This window comes from Paenimyroides viscosum (assembly GCF_003858535.1).
GTDB classification, from domain to species: domain Bacteria; phylum Bacteroidota; class Bacteroidia; order Flavobacteriales; family Flavobacteriaceae; genus Flavobacterium; species Flavobacterium viscosum.
In genome coordinates this window covers 59,021-78,874 of the sequence record NZ_RQTJ01000009.1, presented here as the reverse complement: position 1 = coordinate 78,874, position 19,854 = coordinate 59,021, and the positions used below count along the sequence as shown (strand labels likewise).

At 34.3% G+C, this 19,854-nt stretch carries 18 protein-coding genes; 7 read left to right on the top strand and 11 right to left on the bottom strand.

Annotation, left to right across the window (positions count from 1 at the left end; translation table 11 throughout):
* Window positions 1-4: 4 nt before the first annotated feature.
* Window positions 5-5,689: an Ig-like domain-containing protein gene (locus EG242_RS06055; RefSeq protein ID WP_158608851.1), complete on the bottom strand. Its 5,685-nt coding sequence runs from the start codon at window positions 5,687-5,689 to the stop codon at window positions 5-7.
* Between the two features lie 73 nt (window positions 5,690-5,762).
* On the bottom strand, window positions 5,763-5,951 hold the full coding sequence (locus tag EG242_RS14825) for a hypothetical protein (RefSeq protein WP_158608850.1): 189 nt from the start codon (window positions 5,949-5,951) through the stop codon (window positions 5,763-5,765).
* Between the two features lie 373 nt (window positions 5,952-6,324).
* Between EG242_RS14825 and rplM the strand changes: the two genes are divergently transcribed.
* From rplM to tsf, 4 genes are all read left to right on the top strand, one after another.
* Window positions 6,325-6,780 (top strand): 50S ribosomal protein L13, encoded by a 456-nt coding sequence (rplM, locus tag EG242_RS06050; RefSeq protein ID WP_124899003.1) that lies wholly within the window; start codon window positions 6,325-6,327, stop codon window positions 6,778-6,780.
* Window positions 6,780-7,166 (top strand): 30S ribosomal protein S9, encoded by a 387-nt coding sequence (gene rpsI, locus EG242_RS06045; protein WP_124899002.1) that lies wholly within the window; start codon window positions 6,780-6,782, stop codon window positions 7,164-7,166. Before rplM ends, rpsI begins: the two co-directional genes overlap by 1 nt.
* A gap of 140 nt (window positions 7,167-7,306) precedes the next feature.
* Window positions 7,307-8,065, top strand: a complete 759-nt coding sequence (gene rpsB / locus EG242_RS06040; RefSeq protein ID WP_124899001.1) for a 30S ribosomal protein S2 — start codon at window positions 7,307-7,309, stop codon at window positions 8,063-8,065.
* Between the two features lie 109 nt (window positions 8,066-8,174).
* On the top strand, window positions 8,175-9,140 hold the full coding sequence (tsf, locus tag EG242_RS06035) for a translation elongation factor Ts (protein ID WP_124899000.1): 966 nt from the start codon (window positions 8,175-8,177) through the stop codon (window positions 9,138-9,140).
* Between the two features lie 60 nt (window positions 9,141-9,200).
* On the opposite strand, the gene EG242_RS06030 is transcribed toward tsf, so the two are convergent.
* The 5 genes from EG242_RS06030 to EG242_RS06010 all read right to left on the bottom strand — a co-directional run bounded on the left by EG242_RS06030 (window position 9,201) and on the right by EG242_RS06010 (window position 13,020).
* On the bottom strand, window positions 9,201-9,692 hold the full coding sequence (locus EG242_RS06030; RefSeq protein WP_124898999.1) for a TlpA family protein disulfide reductase: 492 nt from the start codon (window positions 9,690-9,692) through the stop codon (window positions 9,201-9,203).
* Between the two features lies 1 nt (window position 9,693).
* Window positions 9,694-10,500, bottom strand: a complete 807-nt coding sequence (locus tag EG242_RS06025; protein ID WP_124898998.1) for a hypothetical protein — start codon at window positions 10,498-10,500, stop codon at window positions 9,694-9,696.
* Window positions 10,501-10,544: 44 nt separating this feature from the next.
* Window positions 10,545-11,291 (bottom strand): hypothetical protein, encoded by a 747-nt coding sequence (locus EG242_RS06020; protein WP_124898997.1) that lies wholly within the window; start codon window positions 11,289-11,291, stop codon window positions 10,545-10,547.
* Window positions 11,292-11,423: 132 nt separating this feature from the next.
* Window positions 11,424-12,059, bottom strand: a complete 636-nt coding sequence (locus EG242_RS06015) for a hypothetical protein (RefSeq protein WP_124898996.1) — start codon at window positions 12,057-12,059, stop codon at window positions 11,424-11,426.
* A 157-nt stretch (window positions 12,060-12,216) separates the two neighbouring features.
* A complete protein-coding gene (locus EG242_RS06010; RefSeq protein WP_124898995.1) occupies window positions 12,217-13,020 on the bottom strand; it encodes a hypothetical protein in 804 nt (267 codons plus the stop codon).
* A 67-nt stretch (window positions 13,021-13,087) separates the two neighbouring features.
* Here EG242_RS06010 and EG242_RS06005 point away from each other — a divergent pair, with 67 nt between their 5' ends.
* Window positions 13,088-15,469 carry a TonB-dependent receptor domain-containing protein gene (locus EG242_RS06005; protein WP_124898994.1) on the top strand — a complete coding sequence of 794 codons (2,382 nt, stop codon included), beginning with the start codon at window positions 13,088-13,090 and terminating at the stop codon, window positions 15,467-15,469.
* 2 nt (window positions 15,470-15,471) lie between these two features.
* Window positions 15,472-16,035 (top strand): DNA-3-methyladenine glycosylase I, encoded by a 564-nt coding sequence (locus EG242_RS06000; protein WP_124898993.1) that lies wholly within the window; start codon window positions 15,472-15,474, stop codon window positions 16,033-16,035.
* On the opposite strand, the gene EG242_RS05995 is transcribed toward EG242_RS06000, so the two are convergent.
* The 4 genes from EG242_RS05995 to EG242_RS05980 are packed head-to-tail and all read right to left on the bottom strand — an operon-like array spanning window position 16,036 to window position 18,578.
* Window positions 16,036-16,446, bottom strand: coding sequence for a putative signal transducing protein (locus EG242_RS05995; protein ID WP_124898992.1), 411 nt, complete (start codon window positions 16,444-16,446; stop codon window positions 16,036-16,038).
* 32 nt (window positions 16,447-16,478) lie between these two features.
* The gene (aat, locus tag EG242_RS05990) at window positions 16,479-17,138 is read right to left on the bottom strand and encodes a leucyl/phenylalanyl-tRNA--protein transferase (protein ID WP_124898991.1); all 660 of its coding nucleotides are present in this window, start codon (window positions 17,136-17,138) and stop codon (window positions 16,479-16,481) included.
* A 58-nt stretch (window positions 17,139-17,196) separates the two neighbouring features.
* Complete coding sequence (locus EG242_RS05985; protein WP_124898990.1) at window positions 17,197-17,694, bottom strand: DUF3127 domain-containing protein; 498 nt, start codon at window positions 17,692-17,694, stop codon at window positions 17,197-17,199.
* 5 nt (window positions 17,695-17,699) lie between these two features.
* Entirely contained in the window at window positions 17,700-18,578 is an 879-nt protein-coding gene (locus tag EG242_RS05980) for a flavin reductase family protein (RefSeq protein WP_124898989.1), read from the bottom strand.
* A 124-nt stretch (window positions 18,579-18,702) separates the two neighbouring features.
* Between EG242_RS05980 and EG242_RS05975 the strand changes: the two genes are divergently transcribed.
* A complete protein-coding gene (locus EG242_RS05975; RefSeq protein ID WP_124898988.1) occupies window positions 18,703-19,851 on the top strand; it encodes a sensor histidine kinase in 1,149 nt (382 codons plus the stop codon).
* Window positions 19,852-19,854: the final 3 nt, after the last annotated feature.

Here is a 19,854-nt window from a genome sequence, read left to right as displayed (position 1 = left end):
AAAACTATTTCTTTACAATTTTAATAAATTGACTATTTTCTTTCGTTTTTACGTTCAGCATGTAAGTTCCAGCGCTTAAACTGCTAAAATCTAACTGAACTGTTTGATTATCGAAAGTGCGTTGTATTACCATTCGTCCGTTTAAATCAAACACTTCTACATTTGTTATTACATCTGCATAACTAATTGTTAAAACATCGTTTACCGGGTTCGGATAATAATTCAACTTACTTAAATCAAAATCATTCACACCTAAAACAATCAATACCTCTATCGGTGTTGGTAAACTTGGACAGCCGTTCGCTCCAATAATCACCGCATAATAAGTGGTATCTTTTACCAATGGCATGTTTGGCGACAATGGATTTATACCTTTCATGGCATCATCGTACGTTGCATACCAAACCACATTTGGTTCGTTCATTACCAAATTACTTATTTCTGCGTAATCTGTGAATTCTTGTGGTGTTGCGCCGCTAGGACTGCTTGGTCTGCTGTTTACCGTAATTTGTACTTGTGTACGTAATGATTCACACCCGTTTTCTACACGCGTTACAAAGTAATATCCAGATTGTAAAACATCTGTTCCCGGTAATGGTGTGGTTGATGTACTGTTTAAATACCATTTGTACGATACTCCTGATGGTGTTGGCAAACTTATGTCGGATACCGTAGATCCCGCACACATTGAAATTGCGCTAACCGCCGGAGCACTGGTACTGATAACACGTACTGCCACCGGTACTTTTACCGATACACAGTTACCTACTCGTTGTGATACATAATATGTACCGTTTACCAACACTGCTGTTGATGCTAACGGCGTAGTTGATGTGGCGCTGTTGTACCATTCTGCTGTAGCATTTGGTAAGGTTTGCGCTGTTAATTGAGCTACCGTTCCGCTTCCACAAATATTTTGGATACCTGCCGTTGGTGCAGCAACACTACCTTGTGCTGTAGCGATGATTTGTACTCGTAACGATTCACAGCCGTTTACTTTTTGCGACACATAGTACGTACCATTTACAATTTGTGTTGTATTTGGTATTGGTGTTTGCGAGGTTGCAGATGGATACCATACCAAATCAGCACCTGCTATTTGGCTTAAGTTTACACTTCCGTAAGTTAACGATCCGCAAATTGATATGGTTTGTGGTGTTAAAGCTGCCGGTGCGGTGTTGATATCAACCAATACTGCTACACGACCCGATTCACACGCGCCTAATACTTGCGATGCGTAATAAATGGTATTATCTACTAATGGTTGTGTGCCTGCTAATGGTGTGGTTGATGTTACAGAATCATACCATTTTATTTGGGATCCTGTTACTCCTGATGCCATTAAAGCAGACACCGTTCCGCCACCACAAACTACTTGCGTAAATTGTGCTGTTGGTAAGCCTAATGGAGTTACAGTTGCTGTAAAAGGTATTCTTACTGATTTACATTTGCCTTGAACTGCTTCTACATAATACGTTCCTGTTTGTGAAATTGTAGTAATTGGCGTAGTTGCTGTTGCTGAATTATAGAAATTATATGTTGCTGTTGGTGCACCCGTTACAACTACACTTGAAACAGGTGTTGCCTGACAAAATGTTTGACTTTGAACAACAGGTGTTACAACATCGGTAACATTAACGGTAATTGGTTTTTCTAACGCACAACCCGATGGTGCCGTTAAGGTTGCATTGTAAACCTGCGTGCCACCCAAACTAGATACTACATATACTGTAAGAGCATTTACTCCTGTAGTATACGGTATAGTAGTTGCTGCATCTAAATATAAATTAGCCGTTGGTGACCACGTTACAGCAGACTGTTCTAATCCAAAGGTAGCGTTTAGACGGCTTGTTGTTCTTGTTCCTGTTGCAGGGTTAGCATCGGTAGCACTTGTAGTATACATACCTACATTTGTACCTGTTACTGCTGTAAAATACGTTTGGGCATTATTACCTGCACCGGCACCTTCTTGAGTAATTTCTACTAAGATATTCGATTGCCCATCCCAATAAAACGGGCTGTCGAAAACCATGGTTTGTGTTCCTTGGAACGTATGCGTATGGTTCTCTTTTGAGAAAACCGTTGCTAAATTTCCAGTCTCAAAATTTGTTGTTCCAAATGACGTATTAGGAGTTAACATCATTTTGATCGTGTATTTTGGATTACTTAAACTTGCTCCTGAATTAATTGTTTCAAAAGATAAATCTGTAATGTAACCCGGAATCGTTAAGCCTTGTGCCAACAATTCTGCTGCACTGTAAATATATTGTTGTTTAGAGTAAACAGCACTTTGTACAAATGCTGAGATAGCACTTGTTGAAGCCGTTGTTCCTAAACCTGCTCCTATAGATACCGATGCCGGTAAAGCCTCTAAAGCTTTCATTTCCTGAACTTCATTTTTACATAAATCATACGTACTTGCTAAAGTAGAAAGCGCTTCTGGTTTTTTGCCTGCAAAAACACGTACTGTTTTTAAATGCTCGCAAATACCGCCTGATTGGCTTGCCGATAATACATATTCTTGTTCTGTAGCTGTACTAAATGTCCAGCCGTTTACTGCATCGCCACTCACGCCTGTACTTGGTGTCCATACAAAAGTATCATACCCTCCTAAGTTGGTTGTAATTGTTACCGGAGTGGCAGATACACCTCCTTCACATGAGGTTGCTGTTGAAGATGATAATTCAAAAGCCGGTTTGGGTGTTACGGTAATTGGAACTTCAATTCTTGGTGATTTACAACCTCCGCCACCAACTTCCCAATTGTAGAAGTAGTAATAATAAGCCGCATTGAAGCTGTTTCCTGTAATCGATAATTCCGGAATAGAATATGGATAAGAAGCGCCTGATGTATTTCTAAACATACTTATAGTTGTGTCGGTTTTCATGTAATAGTCACCAGGTGCCAATTGAACATCAAGAATTACTTTTTGAGGAGTAGCTGTTCCGCTAACCGTAGTTGTAACAGGAACAGAAAAAACTTTCACATTGGCAGAAGTATAGATATCAATTGTTCCATTTGATCCAACTGCATTCGGATAAATATCTACAGAATGTATCAATGAAGCCGTATGAACAGTAAACAAAACCTGATAGCTTGATGCTGTAGCGCCACCTCCAGCAATAGACGTGTCAACAGGTCCAACAAAAGAAGAAGCGGAAATGGTATCACCTGCGCTTACCCAATAACTGGTACTTGAAGATAATGAAGGTGTGGTGAATTGTGGTCCTGTGTGTACTAAATTTCCATCTTCTTTAGCATCAAACCATTGAACGGTACCGCCGTCAAAAATAGCAGTTAAATCTACAGGTCCATATCCGCAAACAACTACTGGCGGTGCTGCTAATAAGTTTGGATAATCACAAGTTGTACTAAAAGCATCACCTCCCGCCCAATCGCTTTTATCGGTAGGGGAACATATAGCACGTACATAAACGTAATAGCTTGTTGTAGGGCTTAGTCCCGTAACATTAATAGAGGTTATTCCTGGGGCTGTGGTTCCTAAAAAAGAAGCGCCCGGATCGCCAGGGTCTCCTGTTTCACGAACTTCTACTTCATAGGCAGTGCTAGGTGTATTCATCATATCTACCCAACTAATAGTTGCGCCATTCTTTAGAATACTACTTATAGAAATGTTCTTAGCAAGTACGGGTTTACATAGTGGGGTGTCTTCATAATAAACGTCATCTATGTGTACTGTACCTGCAGTAGTTGTGCCGTTATGCGGCAAATTGAATCCAAAAAAATCATCAGTTGTTTGTGGTAGATATATTGTATAATCTTGATAAGTTGTCCCACTCACTAATATGGTATCCAATACGGTGAAGTTAGCAGCCGAAGTAGTTCCGTTTGCAGTAAATACTTCTAATATTTGTTGAGCTGTTCCTGTACTTCTGGCAGAAAAACGTATTTGTTTTACCCAATTACCATTTCCAAGATTATTTGTTTCAGGTGAAATTAGTCGTAAGTTTTGACCTTGATTTGCAGTTGTATTTGTACGATACAACCTGTAAGAATTACTCGGTGATTGTGCATTAGTCGCATTTACATAGCCATAACCTGTTGATGCAACTTCATCAACATAACTCCAACAATAAGGGAAGTTATTGTTGGTGGATGTGCCTGTTTCTGTAGTGTCAAAGCTTTCGTAGAAATTTGAAGTAACAACACCGCACAATGTATTAAAAACCTGTGAAACAGGATTCCATATACCTTCTGTAGCTCCACAAGTACTGCGTATATATACGGTATACGCTAATGAAGGCGATAAACCTGTTACAGTGGTTGATGTGCCCGTAACGATACCAGTTGCGCCTAATCCGGTTGTTCCCGATCCTGGTGCGCCAGAAGAACGAACTTCGTATTCATAACCAGTAACGCTGGCTGAAACCGATGCGGTCCAAGACAAATCGGCGCCTGTCTGTGTTATGTTATTTATTGTTAAAGCAGTTGGGAAAAAACAATCTGCTAAGTCTTCATAATAGATATCATCTAAATGAACGGTAGATAGTGCTGTTGCTCCGTTATGTGCCAATCTAAAACCAAAATAATCGTCGGTAGTAGTAGGCAAAGGGATAATATATTCTTGATATGTAAGATAATCAACATTAATGGTTCGCAATACGGTAAAAGTTGCATTTGCATCATCTCCGCTTGCTGTTACTATTTCTAAATTGTTTACATTCGAAGAGGCGCCCGCGCGAACAGAAAAACGTAATTGTTTTGTTCCGTTACCCAAGTTATTTGTTTCGGGAGAAATTAAAATTAAATTCTGTCCTTGGTTGGTGGTAGAGTTGGTTTTGTACAAACGGTATGAATTACTGCCCGATTGTGCATTTGTTGCATTTACATAACCATAACCGGTTGTTATAACTTCGTCAACATAACTCCAGCAATTTGGAAAATTGTTATTTGATGTAGTTCCTGTGTCAGTAGTGTCAAATCCTTCGTAAAAATTAGCAGTTAGAACGCCGCATAAAGTATAAAACGATACGGTGTTTGGATTCCATCTTCCTGTAGAGGTAGATCCGCAAATACTTCGTACATACACCGTGTAGTTAACCGATGGAGATAAACCTGTTATATTCGCGGTAAGTGCATTAGTTGTACCTGTGGCTGCCAAGCCGTTTGATCCTGAGCCCGGATTGCCACTTGAACGTACCTCGTACTCATAAGTTGTCACATTAGGGTCTACTGAGGCTGTCCATGAAATGGTAGTTGTATTTTGCGTAATTGCGGAAACATTGATGTTTGTAGGAAAAAAACAAGGTTCTAAGTCTTCATAAAAAACATCATCTATATAAGCATACGGATAGTTTGTGGTAGTAGAACCATTGTGTGGAACTCTAAATCCAAAATAGTCATCGGTTGTAGCAGCTAGCGGAACAATATATTCCGAATAGGTGTTGCCTGTAATATCAAATGTGGCTAAAACTGTAGCTGTGGCTGCAGAAGTGTTTCCGTTTAATCGAACAACTTCTAATATACTTGTAACGGTTGTTGAATTTCCGCGAGCGAAAAATCGAAGTTGTTTTGTGCCGTTACCTAAATTTACAGTTTCGGGAGACACAAGTGTTAAATCTTCATTTACATTTGCTGTAGAGCACATTCTGTAAAACCTGAAAAAATTTGGAGGTGACATTACGGTTGTTGTTGAAGAAGCAGTGTATCCGTAACCTGTTGTAGACATATTGTCAATGTAACTCCAGCAATTGGGGACAGAAGGGTTGGTTGAGCTACCAGTAGACGTTGTGTCAAAATTTTCACTGAAGTTCCCTGTTATTGCAGTACATGTTGGTTGCGCGTACATTTTGGTTAATCCAAACAACATCATTATCAGGAAAATTTTGGGTAATAGGCCCCTGACGTAAAATGGTAAAGATGTTAGTTTTTTGTTCATTGTTTTGATTAAGTTTTGTTTTTAAATCATAAAAGTATAATATATAATTCATTTAAATCATTAAAAATGATGGTTTTATTGAATTTTAACTTATTAAAACTCTGTTTTATTGTTTTTTTATCAAAAAAACGAATTTTTAAAACTTTGGCTTTTTAATAGCATGTTTCTGTATTAATTAAAAATTTACGTTAATTATAAATCAATGTGATTTTAATTTTTAAAAAAAGTAAGGTTTGTTTAAATGTGTTAATTTGGATTAAAACTTTAATAATCACATCAACTTATTTCAAGGTGAAACTTTTTTTAAGTTTGACATTTCTAGAGCTTATTAAAAATAAACCATACAAATTTGTATAGTAAAATAAATTGTTTAATTTTGCACTCCCTTTATTGGGAATGGAATGTTTAATTAAAATTAATTTATTGTGGAAAGTTTAAGCTACAAGACAGTATCAGCAAACAAAGCAACCGTTCAGAAAGAATGGGTTGTTGTAGACGCTGACGGTCATAACTTAGGACGCCTTGCTTCAAAAGTCGCTATGATTTTAAGAGGTAAGTACAAACCAAGTTATACACCTCACGTAGACTGTGGTGATAATGTAATTATTATCAACGCAGAGAAGATCAACTTAACAGGTAACAAATTGAATGACAAAACGTACATTCGTCACACAGGTTACCCAGGTGGTCAAAGAGAATTAACAGCAAAAGTAATGCAACAAAAAAATCCTGCATTATTAGTAGAAAAAGCTGTAAAAGGAATGTTACCTAAAAACAAATTAGGTGCACAATTATTCCGTAATTTAAATGTAAATGTAGGTTCTGCGCACAATCATGAGGCACAAAAACCTAAAACCGTTAATTTAAACGACTTAAAGTAATGGCAGTTATTCACAAAATCGGTAGAAGAAAAACCGCAGTAGCTCGTGTTTATGTTACAGAAGGATCTGGTAACATCACAGTGAACAAAAAAGAATTTGCAACTTATTTCCCAACAGCAACGTTACAGTACAAAGTTATGCAACCACTTTCTATGACAGAAAATGCAGAAAACTTTGACGTAAAAATTAACGTGTACGGTGGTGGAACAACAGGGCAGGCAGAAGCTGTACGTATGGCTATTGCACGTGCTATGTGTGAAGTTGACGCAGAAAACAGAGCAATCTTAAAACCAGAAGGTTTATTAACGCGTGACCCGCGTATGGTTGAGCGTAAGAAATTCGGTCAGAAGAAAGCTCGTAAGAGATTCCAGTTCTCTAAACGTTAATATTTATTATTATTTATTAAAAAATCTAAGTTTTTGTTGCACGCCTGCCGAGGCAGGAGGTAGTTTAGCATCTAAATGTATAAGACCGATTCATTCGCTACTTATTCATTGCTAACACAAGAACGTAAACTATTACAAAAATGGCAAACAAAGTAGAAGTTAAAGAATTACTAGAAGCAGGTGTTCATTTTGGACACATGACTAGAAAATGGGATCCAAACATGGCTCCTTACATCTATATGGAGCGTAATGGTATTCACATTATCAATCTATATAAAACTGCAGCTAAAATAGAAGAAGCTAACGAAGCTTTAAAGAAAATAGCAGCATCAGGTCGTAAAGTATTATTCGTAGCGACTAAAAAACAAGCAAAAGATATCGTTGCAGAAAAAGCAGCAGCAGCTAACATGCCTTACATCACTGAGCGTTGGCCAGGTGGTATGTTAACTAACTTCGTTACTATTCGTAAAGCTGTTAAAAAAATGGCTTCTATCGATCGTATGAAGAAAGACGGTACATTTTTAACTCTTTCTAAAAAAGAGCGTTTACAAGTTGACCGTTTACGTGCAAAATTAGAGAAGAACTTAGGTTCTATCGCTGATATGACACGTTTACCGGCTGCATTGTTTATAGTTGATATTAAAGCAGAACACATCGCAGTAAAAGAAGCTCAAAAGTTAAACATTCCAGTTTTTGCAATGGTTGATACAAACTCTGACCCACGCGAGGTTGATTATGTAATCCCAGCAAATGACGATGCTTCTAAATCAATCGATAAAGTATTATCTTTAGTTACTGGTGCTATCATTGAAGGAAATTCTGAAAGAAAATCTGAAAAAGACGAAGCTACCAAAGTTGAAGCTCCTAAAGCAGAAGCTACTACATCTACTGAAGAGTAATTCTTAACAGTATCTTAAAGTCGTTATGCTGATGGTTCCATATTTTTGTAACTATCGCTAACGACTTTTTTATTTTAAAAAATTAACTAATTATTTAATTCTCAATACAATGGCAAATATTACTGCTGCAGACGTAAATAAATTAAGACAAGTTACAGGTGCCGGAATGATGGACTGTAAAAAAGCTTTAGTTGAAGCTGAAGGAGATTTTGATAAAGCAATCCAAATCTTACGTGAAAAAGGACAAAAAGTAGCTGCTAACCGTTCAGACCGTGATTCTTCTGAAGGAGCTGCTGTTTCTTTCATTAATGCTGATAACACAAAAGGAGCAATCATCACTCTTAATTGTGAAACTGATTTCGTAGGTAAAAACGAAGCGTTTGTTTCTTTAGCGAAAGAGTTGGTTGAAAAAGCAATTAATTTCGACTCTAAAGAGGCTTTCTTGGCTTCTCAATACAACGATTCTATGACGGTTGCTGATAAATTAATCGAGCAAACAGGTGTTATCGGTGAAAAAATCGAAATCGGTGGTTTCGAAATTTTAGAGGGTGCTTTTATTGGAACTTATGTTCACGGTAACAAAATTGCTGCTTTAACCGCGTTATCTTCTAAAATAGACAATGCAGATACTTTAGCAAAAGATGTTTCTATGCAAGTAGCTTCAATGGGAGCTGATACGTTATCTTACAAAGATTTCGATCCTGCATTTGTAGCTAGCGAAACTGCTGCGCGTATTGCGGTTATCGAAAAAGATAACGAAGAATTAGGGCGTTTAGGTAAAACATTAAAAAATGTACCTCAATACATTTCTTACTCTCAAATTACACCAGAAGTTTTAGCTAAAGCTGAAGAAGATGCTAAAGCAGAATTAAAAGCAGAAGGTAAACCAGAACAAATTTGGGATAAAATTGTACCAGGTAAAATTGCTCGTTTTATTTCTGACAACACTACATTAGATCAAGAAAAAGCGTTATTAGACCAAAACTTTATCAAAGACGATTCTAAAAAAGTTGCTGATTATGTTAAAGGATTCAATGTTGAAATCGCAGGTTTCAAACGTGTAACTTTAGGATAATTATTCTTTTTTACAGATAATAAAAACCCAAATCGAATGATTTGGGTTTTTTTCTTGTTTTTAACTCTTATTTTCCTTAATTAGTTTTTTAATTGTTTTACGAATATTGCCTTTGTCAAAACCTATTTCTGTTTTTGCAATTTCTCCTTTTTGATTGATAATAATGAATGTTGGAAACGCATTAATTTTTAAAATTTTAGAAATATCTGTTTCTGTTTTGTAGGTAGAAAAATAATGGATGTTTTTTTTATAAGCATAATAATCACTTATGTCTTCTTTATCATCACGATCATTAATTCCAATAATTACCAAATCGTTTTTAAATTCTTCCTGTAATTTCATTAAAACGGGCGTTGCTTTTAAACAAGGTAAGCAACCACGATACCAAAAATCCAACAAAACTACTTTTCCTTTTAAATCGTTTAATTGAATTGTTTTTCCGTTGTTTAAAACAAATTCTTTGGGAGGATTTGTGCTTGTTTGTGCTATTCCTGTTTGTTGTAAAAAAACAAAAGTAAATAGTAGTACCGTGTATTTAAATAACTGTCTCATTTTACGGGTTAATTTTACTTTTAAAGTTCTTATACAATTCTATGGCATTAAGCGATTTGCTTTCATCAATTTTAAAATCGTCGATCGAAATATTGCTATTAATAGATAAGTACTCAATTTCGTAATAGTTATATTGTTCCATATTTTCCCAACGTAAAAATGAATAAAATGCAATTGGTAAAAAATCAATTTTTCTTATATAGTGTTTTTCTACATTATCTCTCGTGCTATCCTTTCTATCCTTATAATAAATATTTAAAACATAAACAGGTGTGCCGTGTAATAATTCTTCTTTGATGTCAATTTCATTGAGAAAAGCTTGTACAATCTTTGAAGAATATGAACTAAAATTGGCTTTCTTACCAAAATACTTTTTTAAAAGTAGATTACTATAACCTTCTACTATAGAATGTTTCATTTTTTTATCGCTGTATATTTCTGGTTTTTCATTTGTAGTTAAAGAGTCAACCATTCTGTTATACCAAAGTACTTTATCGCCATTGTATTTTCTTTGACTAAAATATTTCTTACCACCATTTTCGACTTCAAATTCTAAATCGATATTATGATATGATTTCATTTTGTCTTTTGGCATACGGTATAAAGAACAAATGGCTGTTGAATGCAATGTATCTTTTCTGGCTAAATATTTATTAAAGTAATTTACTTTATAAGTTACTGTGTTAATGCTGTTTAAAGAAATGTCAACTTGCTGTACCAATTCTTTAAGCTCAATAGGTTGAGCAAACGAAATGTTTGTGGCTAAAAAAAGAGTAATAAGCAGTAAAAAAATATTTTTTTTGTTCATCGTGGTTTTTTTTAATGATTGATCCTGCTGATTTTTGCTGTCTATTATAAATTATATTTCTGCATTTCTTCAAAATACGCTTTTGGTTCTATTTCTTTTACTAAAGGGTCAATTTTAAAAGTTTCTAAGGATATATCAGGATTAATTTCTAAATATTCAATTTCGGTAAATTCTGTTTGTTTCATACCTTGAAATTCACCGTAAAAGCTATAAGCTATTGGGAGATAGTCTTCTTTTCTTATATAGTATTTGATAATAGAATTACTTATACTAGAATCGCTATCTTGGTTATTACCGTAAATAGAAAATATGTAAACTGGGGTATCTTTAAAATAATATTCTTTTATTTCAACACCTTTTGCAAACCAAGTTGAGTAAAATTTGCGATAGTAGTTAAATACATTTTTTTTTGTAAAAAATGGATTAATGTTTAAGTCACGAAGAATTTTGCTTTTATGCGATATATATATTGAATTATTATTATAATAGTAATCAATCTTTTGTAGAAAATCTAAGGAATCAATATTAATTTTTCCAAAAGAAATATGTTTTCCATCATGCTTATATAAAGTGTAGTGTTTGTTATTTTTTGAAATAATAGAATAGTAGGGAGTTTTATTTTTATTTTCAGGAACTTTTAGAATACCAAAGACTTCTTGTTTGATAGTATCTCTTGAAGTGAAGCTCTTTTTTGTTAAAGTTATTTTAAATACTAAAGTCTGTATTTTATTTAAAGATTCATGAGTTTGTTTTGATATTTCTTGTATTTTCGAAACTTGTGCATGTAACAAATTTGTAGGTAAAAAATATAGAATTAAAAATAATAGATATGTTTTTTTTTTATTCGTATAAAACATGGATATGATTTTGTTAAATATTTAATTTTGAGCTACAGTTTATTAAATTTACTGTAGCTCAAGTAATTAAAATATGGCTTTTAATATTTCTAAAACAGTTTTGGCAGTATCTTTGTTTTTGTCTGCTTGATCCTTGTCTGTCACTTTATGATCACAGCTTCCAGTATCATTACAATCGCAACCAGTAATTTTACCCTTTTTACCATTTGATTTAATCTCATACACAAATGAACAAGAACTACACCCATTTCCATCACATTCATGCGTAGCAAAAGTAGTGATTGGTAATTCAGGGGTTTCTGGGTCTGGAAAATATAAATAGTTCCCATCTTTAATAAGTTCAGTTTGAAAAGCTGTTAAAGAATAGTTTACAGGATTCTTACCAATAATATTTAAATAGGATTCATATTCATTAGTTTCCGGATTTAGATCAGAAACTATTTCTATACTTTCTATTTCTTCAAAAATTAAGGATGAAATTAGCTCGCTTTCAAATTCATACAGATCAATTTGTGGAACTAAATTTGCTCCATCAATATGGGCAATTAGTGCATCTCCATCTGACCTACTTTGCAAATTAGCTATTTGCTCTGAATCGTCTTGATTGGAGTTAAGTGTTTCTTCGTTGGAACAAGAATATAAACCAATTGTTACTAATGCCGCACCTAAAATACTAAATGCGAAAATTTTGAATTTTTTCATAATTTTTAAATTAAAATAAATTAATAATATGTTTTTTGTTAGCTAACTATTGTAAAACTACAAAAAAAAAAAAAACTAAAAATAGTTAAAAATATGTTAATTATAGCTGGTAACTAAAATAATGATCTTTTTTTAACAAAATGTTTTTCTATTTTAACTATAAATTATATTTCTGCATTTCTTTAAAATACGCTTTTGGTTCTATCTCTTTTACTAAAGGATCTATTCTAAAAGTTTCTAAGCATAAATCAGGATTAATTTCTAAATATTCAATTTCGGTAAACTCTGTCTGCTTCATACCTTGAAATTCACCATAAAAGCTATGCGCTATTGGTAAAAAATCAGTTTTACGGATATAATATTTATCAACAATACTGTTTATATGGTTTTCACGCTCTCTTTCTTTACCGTAAACAGTTAAAATATAAACTGGAATGTCTTTATAAATACCTTCTTCAGTTATTATATCTTTTATATGAATTTTAGCTAAAACGGAACGATATTGTTTAAAAAGATTATTTTTTCTAAAGTAATCTTGTAATAGAAAATTTCTTACAAAATTACCCTTCATAGTACTATAGTTATTATTTATTACATTTTCAATAAATATTTTTTTTGGTACATTTAAAGAATCTGAATGGAAGTATAGAAAAGAACTATAAGTGCCGTCATATTTGTATTGATTGTATTTTTTGTTACCGTGATTAAAATAAACTTTATGATAAGCTCCCATTTCATCATCTGGAACAATTTTAATAGTACCTACAGCAGATCTTTTTAAAGTATCTTTAGAAGAAAAATATTTATCGGTTCGATGGATTTTATAAGTAAGTGTTTTAATGTCTTTTAAAGATTGCTCCGTTTTCTTTAATAGAGCATTAGGTTTAATTGGTTGTGCAAACGATAAATTAACAGTGAAAAATAGAATAATTAATGTAAGTAGATGATACTTTTTCCTCATAATAAGTTTTTTAAAGTGTTTATTGTAACAAAATGTTTTCTTATGATACTAATATAAAAAAATATTAATGAAAAACATAATATTGGTATTGTCCTTGTTTTTTGTAGGGTTGATAAATGCTCAAAGCATAAAAATTGAGGGAATTGTTACTTTTGAAAGCGAACCTGTTCCCGAAACCTTTATTACCGTTAAAACAAATCAGGTTTATAATGCTACTACAAACGATGAAGGATATTTCTCTGTCGAAATTCCTGAAAATGTAGCGCAATACACCATTACGTGGGAACACTCGCAGTTTAAGGCTCAAACAAAATCATTAAAATACATCGCGGATCAAAAATTAGATTTGCAGTTTACCGAACAGCAGGACGAAGTTTTAGACGCAATCGTAATAGATCAAACCAATAAAAATATTCGCAGATTTGCCGATAAAACGGTGGTTGATGTAGAGAATCTTACGGTTTTAAATTCGGGCAGTGTGTTTGATGCCGTTAATAAATTACCCGGAGTTTTGGTTACAGCTAACGGACAAATTGCGCATAACGGAAAATTGGCGACTATTTTTTTAGATGGCGAACCAACGGGAATGAGTGGCGATCAACTGACAAACTTTCTAAAAAATCTTCCGGCAAACACGGTTAAAAGCATTGAAATTATCGATCGACCGGGAGCAAAATACAGCGCAACTTTCAACGGAACTATTATCAATGTCATTACCAAATCGGCTAAAATTGAAGGCGTAAGCGGAAGTTTTATGCAGCAGAATTCGGTAAACAGCAAGGTTAAAAATACTACATCGGCACAAATCATGTTCAAAAAGAACAAATTCAGCTGGAATATGAATACCGGTTACACGCATCACGAAGGCAATACCAATTCGTTAAACGAATTTAGCTATATGAGTAACGGAACGCAGATTAAAGCGCGCGAAAATTACTGGAATAATCAATGGTATCAAAATTATTATGTACGAAACCACTGGCAGTATAAAGTAAGCGATTTAGCCAATTTAACGCTTAAATATAACTTTAACCATACGTACAGCAAACCAAAAACGCATGGTGATATGTTTAATGCTTTTGGCGATACCGAAACGGCTTACAAGCAACAAATTTTAGGTAAAAGCAACAACAATATGCACGAATTGCAGTTTGTTTATTCGCAGAAGTTAGATACTATTGGTACCAATTTTTCACTGACATCAAACACCGAATTTCAAAACAATACCAACAGCAATCAGTTGTTTGTGCAAGATCAAATGGAATCGACTATTTTGGCTGATAATAATTTTGTGTACAGCCAAACCAAAGCCGATTTTGAAACACCTTTTAAAGCTGTTAATGGAAATTTATCGCTCGGTGCGCATTACACGCATTCGGTTTCAACGAATGACGGATCGTACATTTGGGATCAGGCGCGAACGTATATTCCTTATGATTTTAAATACACCAACAAAGCAGCTTATGCAAGTGTATCAAGCAATATTAGTTCGTTAATGATTTCGGCAGGCTTGCGATTAGAAAATCTAACGTATCAGTCCGAAACTGCGGTCGATTCCTTAAATTTAAAGCAAGATTACACCAATCTTTTTCCTACGGTTACTTTAAAATATCCTGTAATGTCGGGCGTTTATTTAAGTGCGGGTTACAGCAAACGTATGAATTTGCCGGGTGCGCAATCGTTCAATCCTAACGTAACTTCACAAAATAGTTTGCTGGTTTCAAATGCAGGAAATCCCAACTTAAAACCCGAAATCAGTCATAATATGAACGCCACGTTAACGGTGTTCGATTATATTTATTTCAGTTACAATTTATCCAAAATGCCTAATCAAAACGTGGTTTTTTACGAGATCACTCCGAATGGTACGTTGGAATCTAAATCACATAATATCGAAAACGGAATTTCGCAAAGTTTCAACATGGGATTGCCGATTCCTTACGCCATGTTTACCAAAGGAATTAAAAGCATGATTAACGATAGAAACGGATTGAATGTTGATGAATTGTCGTTTACCTATTTAAATGCAGGATATTTTAAAACTACGTACGATGAGGTGATTCCGGATCGATTTCAGAAAGGAGCTTTTTATATTTTTACCTATTCACAGTTTTATTTAGGAAACAATACGCGCGTTTTTGTTACGTATTACAACATGTTTAAAGGGGTAATGAATTTGTACGAGTTAAACAAACCGGCACAAAATTTAAGTGTTACCTTTAATAAAAAGTTTTTGGATAACAAGCTGAATGTAAATGTGGGTGTTGATAACGTACTGAATACTGATGGTTTTGATGTTAACGTTTTTGGAAACGGTTTACAAATGCGCACGCAAACTTTGAACGAACGCCGTATGTTTAAAGTGGGATTAACGTTTAATTTTGGATCGTTTAAAGATCAAAACCAACAGATGTTTCCGCAAGGAACACCACCATTTAAAACGAATTAATTATGGAAAAAATTAGATGCAATTGGGTGTCAAACGATGAGTTATACATAAAATATCACGACGAAGAATGGGGAAAACCTGTTTATGATGATAAAGTTTTGTTTGAATTTTTAGTGTTGGAATCTTTTCAGGCGGGCTTAAGCTGGATTACTATTTTAAAGAAACGCGAGAACTTCCGTAAAGCTTTTGATAATTTCAATGACAAAAAAATCGTGAAATATAACGATGCCAAAATTGAAGAATTGCTACAGAATGAAGGCATTATTCGTCATCGTGGAAAAATTGAAGCTACTATAAACAATGCACGCGTTTTTCAGGAAATTCAAAAAGAATTTGGTTCGTTCTCTGAATATTTATGGAGCTATGTAAACGGAAAACCGATTGATAATAAACTGAAAAGTATTAAAGATGCCGTTGCAAAAACCGAAATATCAGATGCCTTGGCAAAAGATCTTAAAAAACGTGGTTTTAAATTTATGGGATCAACTACCGTTTATGCCTTTATGCAGGCTGTTGGTATGGTAAACGATCATATTACGTCGTGTTTTTGTTATAAAAAGAACTGATTAATTTAATGTTTCTTTTTCAAAGCCACATGCTTTACATTTTCGAACATTTTTATAGTATATTGGATAGGTTTGAAACATAAAGGAAATAATCATTGCAAAAAATCCTTTTAGATTTTTGACAGATTTATAATTATTATAAAAAGTATTACTACCACAATTTTCGCAAGTGATATTAGATTGATTTTGCTCTAAATAAATGTTTTCTTCTTGTATTATTTTTAAAGCGGTATCAAAATCTTCCTTTTTAACTTTTAATTTAATTCCACCAACAGCAAAAGAATACAGAGGATTGGTAGCTACAACACTTTCATCTTGTAAAAAGCAATATATAGATTCACTTTCTAATTTTGTTTTTAAAAGGTGAGCTTCAATGTAATTGTCAAAAGTTTTTAATGTTATCAATTCCATTCTTTTCTGAATTAGAAATAAAAATACAAAAATTACTCATTATAACTTACAAAAAGCTCCTTGTTCAAAATCTGCATAAACAAATCACGCGGAATTTCTTCACAACCCAATTGTGCTAAATAATCGTTGTAAACCTGACAGTCAATTAGCTGATAATTCTCTGCTTTTAATTTATTGGTCAAGTGTATAAAAGCAATTTTAGAGGCGTTTGATACCTTTGAAAACATGCTTTCGCCACAAAAAATATGTCCTAAATCAATACCATACAAACCTCCGACCAATTCATTATCCTGCCAAACTTCAACCGATTTTGCATAACCCAATTCGTGTAGTTTAAGGTACGCATCGTACATATCATCGGTAATCCAAGTGCCTAATTGTCCGTTGCGTTTTGTTTGTTGGCAGTGAGTAATTACATCTTTAAAAGCAGTATTGAATGTTACCTTAAAGATGTTTCTGTTGATAATATTTCGGGTTGATTTTGAGATCTTCAACTGATTTAAAAACAAAACCATTCGTTCTTCTGGAGCAAACCAGGTTATTTCTTCACCATCTTCAAACCAAGGAAAAATACCGCTTTTGTAAGCAAGCATCAATCGTTCGGTTGATAAATCGCCACCAAAAGCAACAATGCCCGACGAATGGGCTGTTTCAACATTTGGAAAAAAGAGTTCTTTGGTAAGTTTGTACATAAAAAAATCCCGATTACAAATGTAATCAGGATTCAAAATTATTGTTTTTATTTCAAAATTAAAAAGGCAAATCGTCTTCTGCTTCTTGATTTTGATTAAAATTCGGAGCAGGAGGGAAGCCTGAATTGTTATTATTCGCATAACCACCGCCTTGGTTTTCAAAAGGATTTGGCTGACCGTATCCTTGACCTTGCTGTGGTTGTTGATTGTAACCTTGTTGCGGTTGACCGTAACCACCACCTTGTTGTGGCTGTGCATAGCCTTGTTGTGGTTGTTGCATTTGTTGCGGACGATCAATTCTCCAACCTTGAATTGAGTTAAAGTAACGTGTTTCTCCTTGCGGATTAACCCATTCTCTACCACGTAAATTAATGCCTACACGAACTTGCTCACCAATTTGGAACTGATTTAACAGGTCACATTTGTCTTGTGTAAACTCAATCATAATGTGTTGCGGATATTGCTCTTCGGTTGTTACTACCAATTCTCTTTTTCTAAATGTTGGACTTACATCTTGTACGGGACCAACCATTTTAATTCTTCCTAAAACTTCCATTTGTATTATATTTTTGCTGCTAAAATTGTTTTCCAAGCCAATGTTACATCGTTAGTGCTTAAAAACGTTTTCGCTTTTTTGTAAATTAATTCGTTGTTATTATTATTAACCCAGCTTGCAATTTCAGGGTTTTCATTTAAAAATGCTTCAACTTCATTGGCAGTTGGCAGTACTTCTACGTTGCCTAAAATACCTAAATCGTTTCCTGCAAATATACCACTTTTTTTTGCATCTTCGGGTATGGCATCAACGCCAATTCCTAAAGTGGTTAGTGGTTTTTCAACCTCGAACATTCCCGGTGTGGCGCGTGTGTACCAGTTACCACCCATACGAGCAATTAAATCTATTTTATGCTGATCGATACCGCCTTTACCATCTAAAACATCTTCAGAAATATGAATTTTTACTACTTCGCAAATAATCATGTTTCCGGCTCCACCCTGATCGCCCAAAGCAATAATGTCGTTCACTTTACATTCTAACTGAACCGGACTTTCGGCAACTCGGAATGGTTTTACAACATCAGAAGCTAGTTTTGTAAAGCCCGATTTTATGAATTCATCAACACCATCGCCATATTCAGTAGACGATAACGAAAGTTGCTGTACCATATCGTAATTTGCAATGTTTACAACCACTTCTTTAGTAGTTTCGCAGTTTAACAACGTGTGTTTTACGGTATTGTTACGAACTCTGCGTGCTGGAGAAAAAACCAGAATAGGCGGATTGGAGCTAAACAGATTAAAAAAACTAAAAGGTGATAAATTCGGATTTCCTTCTTCATCAACCGTGCTGGCAAAAGCAATTGGGCGCGGACCCACAGCGCCCTGCAAATACGCCTGAACTTGAACCGGAGTTAAATCTGCTGGATTAATGCTTAACATACATAAATTGGTTTAAACAAATATAAGTATTGCGTTGAAAATTTTAGGTTCAATTTTCAAAATATTATCAACAAAATAACGTTATAAAGCAGTATCTTGCTAAACGCATTTCAAATTTTACTGCATGTCAATACTTAAAAGAAGCTTGTACACCCGTTGGTTTCTCTTGATTTTTTCGTTGGGAATTTTAATTTTAATTCTTTGGAATACGTATTTGCTTTTCCAGACATTTAAGCATGAAGAACGTGTGAAAATGGAAATTTGGGCGGAAGCAAATCAAAAAATTAGTGATCTTTCTGATTTAGACGGGGATATTGAACTGCCTTCTAATATCGTTATAAAAAATACCACTATTCCTGTTATTTTGATAACTAAAACTGACAGTATTAGAAGTTTTTCAAACTTACCGAAAGAAGTTGCAGAAGATACCGTTTTGATAAGGAAAATGCTTTTGGATCTTAAAAAACAAAATGCACCTATCGAAATTGTACATCCAAGCGGAAATCAATATGTTTATTACGGAAATTCATCTTTAATTACCAAGTTAAAATATTATCCTTTGGCGTTGGTTGCTATTTTGGTTTTGTTTGGATTGTTGGTTTACAGTTACTTTCGTGCCAGTAAAATGTCATCTGAAAATAAATTGTGGGCAGGTATGGCAAAAGAAACGGCGCACCAAATTGGCACGCCACTTTCTTCTTTAATGGGATGGATTGAAATAATGAAGTTAGAAGAAATAGATGAAAATATTGTAGAGGAAGTGCAGAAAGATGTTGATCGTTTGCAGACTATTGCCGACCGTTTTTCTAAGATAGGATCTGAACCTAATCTGGAGTTGCTGAATATTGTGGAAGAAACCAAAAAATCGTTTGATTATTTACAATCGCGCAGTTCTAAACAGATTAATTTTAAGTTTGAAACCAATACCGATATTGTAAATTTAATGCTGAACCCAACCTTGCACAGCTGGACCATTGAAAACCTTGTGAAAAATGCTATTGATGCCATTAAGGGAAAAGGAAATGTGGAAGTTGAAATAAGAAACAACGAAAATACGCTGCAGATTTTAGTAAGCGATACCGGTAAAGGAATTCCTAAAAATCAGTTTAGAAAAGTTTTCGAACCTGGTTTTTCAACCAAAAAACGCGGTTGGGGATTGGGACTTTCGCTTACCCAGCGCATTGTTCAAAAATACCATAAAGGAAGTATTAAAGTTTTAAAATCTGAAATTGGCAAGGGAACTACATTTTCTATTCAATATAAGAAAGTTTAAAAA

What these genes read in the sequence shown, in the direction of transcription:
- EG242_RS06055 (WP_158608851.1), bottom strand. Translation starts at nt 5,689, where the DNA reads ATGTCTACAACAGGTTACGGATACACTGCTTCTTCAACAACAACCGTA.
- EG242_RS14825 (WP_158608850.1), bottom strand. Translation starts at nt 5,951, where the DNA reads ATGAATTATATATTATACTTTTATGATTTAAAAACAAAACTTAATCAA.
- rpsI (WP_124899002.1), top strand. Translation starts at nt 6,780, where the DNA reads ATGGCAGTTATTCACAAAATCGGTAGAAGAAAAACCGCAGTAGCTCGT.
- rpsB (WP_124899001.1), top strand. Translation starts at nt 7,307, where the DNA reads ATGGCAAACAAAGTAGAAGTTAAAGAATTACTAGAAGCAGGTGTTCAT.
- tsf (WP_124899000.1), top strand. Translation starts at nt 8,175, where the DNA reads ATGGCAAATATTACTGCTGCAGACGTAAATAAATTAAGACAAGTTACA.
- EG242_RS06030 (WP_124898999.1), bottom strand. Translation starts at nt 9,692, where the DNA reads ATGAGACAGTTATTTAAATACACGGTACTACTATTTACTTTTGTTTTT.
- EG242_RS06025 (WP_124898998.1), bottom strand. Translation starts at nt 10,500, where the DNA reads ATGAACAAAAAAAATATTTTTTTACTGCTTATTACTCTTTTTTTAGCC.
- EG242_RS06015 (WP_124898996.1), bottom strand. Translation starts at nt 12,059, where the DNA reads ATGAAAAAATTCAAAATTTTCGCATTTAGTATTTTAGGTGCGGCATTA.
- EG242_RS06010 (WP_124898995.1), bottom strand. Translation starts at nt 13,020, where the DNA reads ATGAGGAAAAAGTATCATCTACTTACATTAATTATTCTATTTTTCACT.
- EG242_RS06005 (WP_124898994.1), top strand. Translation starts at nt 13,088, where the DNA reads ATGAAAAACATAATATTGGTATTGTCCTTGTTTTTTGTAGGGTTGATA.
- EG242_RS06000 (WP_124898993.1), top strand. Translation starts at nt 15,472, where the DNA reads ATGGAAAAAATTAGATGCAATTGGGTGTCAAACGATGAGTTATACATA.
- EG242_RS05995 (WP_124898992.1), bottom strand. Translation starts at nt 16,446, where the DNA reads ATGGAATTGATAACATTAAAAACTTTTGACAATTACATTGAAGCTCAC.
- aat (WP_124898991.1), bottom strand. Translation starts at nt 17,138, where the DNA reads ATGTACAAACTTACCAAAGAACTCTTTTTTCCAAATGTTGAAACAGCC.
- EG242_RS05985 (WP_124898990.1), bottom strand. Translation starts at nt 17,694, where the DNA reads ATGGAAGTTTTAGGAAGAATTAAAATGGTTGGTCCCGTACAAGATGTA.
- EG242_RS05980 (WP_124898989.1), bottom strand. Translation starts at nt 18,578, where the DNA reads ATGTTAAGCATTAATCCAGCAGATTTAACTCCGGTTCAAGTTCAGGCG.
- EG242_RS05975 (WP_124898988.1), top strand. Translation starts at nt 18,703, where the DNA reads ATGTCAATACTTAAAAGAAGCTTGTACACCCGTTGGTTTCTCTTGATT.